The organism is Hominilimicola sp., assembly GCF_046972485.1.
Lineage (GTDB): Bacteria > Bacillota > Clostridia > UBA1381 > UBA1381 > Hominilimicola > Hominilimicola fabiformis.
Genome location: NZ_JBKVWU010000184.1, coordinates 1 through 3216 on the forward strand (window position 1 = coordinate 1; position 3216 = coordinate 3216).

The following is a 3216-nucleotide window of genomic DNA, read 5'->3' on the forward strand; positions in this document are numbered from 1 at the left end:
TATCAACAACGTCGCATACAACAGCAAGACCGTTACCGCCAAGTTCGTTTATCTTATCACGAACTTCTTCAAGTTTTGAAAGTGTACGTCCCAAAACGGCGACATTCATACCTTGTTTAGCATATGCGTAAGCAAATTCACGGCATAAAATACCGCTTCCGCCTGTTATAACAACTGTTTTACCTTTTAAATTTTCGTGTAAATCCATTTTTATATCTCCTTAATCATTCTGACCTGCAAGTTTTGCGGCTTGGTCAGCTGTAACAAGTGCATCAATAATTTCATCAAGATTACCGTCAAGTATTTGTTCAAGTTTATATAATGTAAGATTAATTCTGTGGTCGGTAACTCGGCTTTGAGGAAAGTTGTATGTTCTGATACGTTCACTTCTATCACCGCTGCCGACTTGCGATTTTCTTTCGTCTGCAATTTCTTTGTGACGTTGTTCTTCCATAACATCATAAATTCTCGAACGAATAATTTTCATAGCCTTATCTTTATTCTTGTGCTGTGATTTTTCGTCCTGACACGAAACAACGATTCCTGTTGGAATATGTGTAATTCTTACCGCGGAGTCAGTTGTGTTTACACACTGTCCGCCAGGTCCGCCTGCACGGAATACGTCAATTCTAAGATCGTTCTGATTAATTTCAACTTCAACTTCTTCAACTTCCGGTAAAACGGCTACCGTAACGGCAGAAGTATGAATTCTTCCGCTTGATTCTGTTTCCGGAACTCTCTGAACACGGTGTACACCGCTTTCAAATTTAAGTCTGCTGTATGCGCCTTGACCTTCGATTGAAAAGCTGACTTCTTTGTAACCGCCAATGTCGGTAGGGTTAGAGCTTAGAATATCGATTTTCCAATTCTTTGACTCGGCATACATTGAATACATTCTCATAAGGTCTGCGGCAAAAAGTGCGGCTTCATCACCGCCTGTACCGCCGCGGATTTCCATAATAACGTTCTTTTCGTCGTTAGGGTCTTTCGGAAGAAGAAGAATTTTTAATTCTTCGCTTGCTCTTTCGATTGTTTCTTCTGCCTCTGCCATTTCAAGACGTATCATTTCTTCAAATTCCTTGTCTTGTCCTGCTTCAAGCATTTCCTTGTCATCTGCAACTGTCTGCTTTGCTGATTTCAATTCTCTGTACTTATCAATAATCGGTGTAAGGTCCGAATGTTCCTTACAGTATTTACGCCACGACTCTTGGTCGGCGATAATATCAGGGTCACTTATCTTCTCTGATACAAGCTGAAAGCGCTCTTCAAGCGCTTCTAATTTATCAAACATAATTAAAACTCCTTATTTTACTACATATCTAATATTTTATAATATTTTACCATAGGTGTCAACACAAAAATTAAAAATCATTACTTATAAGTATAAAATCATTTTTGTGATAATCAATTAATCCGTCTCGTTTCATTTTTGAAAGCTCGTTTGACATTGCACTGCGGTCAACTCCGAGGTAGTCGGCAAGCTGTTGACGTGAAAATGGGACAGTAAATGTATTACTGCCGTTTAAAATCGCCTGTTCTGAAAAATACGACAATAATCTGTCACGAATGAACTTTGACGCAGTGTGCATCATTCTTGTGGCGAGGGATATATTTTTCTGTGCCGAATTTTTTAGAAGATTTCGTAAAAGTCGGTTATGGAAAGAACATTGATTTTCACACACGGAAAGAACTCTCTCTACATTAATAAACAGAACTTCTGTTTTCTCTGCCGCAACCACATCGCAGAGCATTTCTTTATTCGGAATGGTCGCATAAGTTTCGGCAAAAATTTCGCCCTCACCTATGTGGTTGAATATATTACTGCTTCCCCAATAATAGTTGACGACAATATTTACACTTCCCGACAAAACAAGTCCCATATCACTGACAGTATCACCGCTGTGATAAATAAATTCAGATTTTTTAAAACTTTTTTGATATGCACCAAGACAATTTAATATCGTCTTAATTTCATTCTCGGAAAGTCTGTTAAAAAATGCTGTTTTTGTTAAAAATAAATAATTCATAAATTCCTCTTATTTTGTTGTTGCAACAACATATTTTTTTATAAGATTATATTATACTGAATTCACAAAGTCAATACATGAGGTATTAGCGAGGAGGATTTATATATGGAGAATAAAATGTTTTGCTTTCAATGTGAACAGACAGCAGGATGTTCCGGTTGCACAGGTAAGGTAGGCGTATGCGGTAAAAACGCAGATGTTGCCGCTCTGCAAGATAAATTAACAGGTGAACTTATCGGACTTGTTCGTGCAACAGGTGATGTTGTACCGACAGGAAACGTTTTAAAACTTATAATAGAAGGACTTTTTACAACTCTTACAAATGTCAGCTTTAACGAACAGACACTTAATGAATTGATTGAAAAAGTTCGCACAGAAAGAGAAAGGCTTGTTCCGCAATGTTTTGCTTGTGCATCACCGTGCGGAACAAATAACGAATATGATTTGTCGCATATTTGGACAGATAATGAAGATATTCGCAGTTTGAAATCACTTATACTTTTCGGCATCAGAGGTATGGCGGCTTATGCTTATCACGCTATGGTACTCGGCTATACAAATGATGAAGTTAGCCATTTCTTTGTGAAAGCATTGTTTGCACTTGGCGAAGATTGGGAAATGGATAAGCTTTTACCGATAGTTATGGAATTGGGAAAAGTTAATCTTGTATGTATGGAAATGCTTGATAAAGCGAATACGGAAACTTACGGAACACCGACACCGACAACTATTGATTTAAAAGTTGAAAAAGGTCCGTTTATTATAATTTCGGGACATGATTTGCTTGATTTAAAATTGCTTTTGGAGCAGACAAAGGATAAGAATATTAATATATATACTCACGGAGAAATGTTACCGGCACACGGCTATCCGGAATTAAAGAAGTATAGGCATTTAAAGGGCAACTTCGGTACGGCATGGCAAAACCAACAAAAAGAATTTGCAAATGTACCTGCACCGATATTATTTACAACAAACTGTTTAATGCCACCAAAGGACAGCTATTCGGACAGAGTGTTTACAACAGAAGTTGTATCATATCCTAAAATCACACATATCGGTGATGATAAAGATTTTACGCCGATTATCGAAAAGGCACTTGAACTTGGCGGATATGACGAGGATAAACAATTTACAGGTATAAACGGCGGAACAAGCGTGACAACAGGTTTCGGACACGGAACAATAT

At 37.7% G+C, this 3216-nt stretch carries 4 protein-coding genes; 1 reads left to right on the forward strand and 3 read right to left on the reverse strand.

What is annotated here, in order from left to right; translation table 11 throughout:
• The 3 genes from ACLTU0_RS11525 to ACLTU0_RS11535 all read right to left on the reverse strand — a co-directional run.
• Positions 1 to 208: SDR family NAD(P)-dependent oxidoreductase (locus tag ACLTU0_RS11525; protein ID WP_412322575.1), on the reverse strand; the 208-nt coding region annotated here is incomplete at its 3' end.
• A gap of 12 nt (positions 209 to 220) precedes the next feature.
• The gene (gene prfA / locus ACLTU0_RS11530) at positions 221 to 1291 is read right to left on the reverse strand and encodes a peptide chain release factor 1 (protein ID WP_412322576.1); all 1071 of its coding nucleotides are present in this window, start codon (positions 1289 to 1291) and stop codon (positions 221 to 223) included.
• 70 nt (positions 1292 to 1361) lie between these two features.
• Positions 1362 to 2027 (reverse strand): Crp/Fnr family transcriptional regulator, encoded by a 666-nt coding sequence (locus ACLTU0_RS11535; RefSeq protein WP_412322577.1) that lies wholly within the window; start codon positions 2025 to 2027, stop codon positions 1362 to 1364.
• Between the two features lie 105 nt (positions 2028 to 2132).
• Between ACLTU0_RS11535 and hcp the strand changes: the two genes are divergently transcribed.
• The coding region (gene hcp / locus ACLTU0_RS11540) for a hydroxylamine reductase (protein ID WP_412322578.1) at positions 2133 to 3216 on the forward strand (1084 nt) is incomplete at its 3' end.

Excerpts from the sequence above, each read along its gene's own strand:
- prfA (WP_412322576.1), bottom strand. The coding sequence starts at position 1,291 with ATGTTTGATAAATTAGAAGCGCTTGAAGAGCGCTTTCAGCTTGTATCA.
- ACLTU0_RS11535 (WP_412322577.1), bottom strand. The coding sequence starts at position 2,027 with ATGAATTATTTATTTTTAACAAAAACAGCATTTTTTAACAGACTTTCC.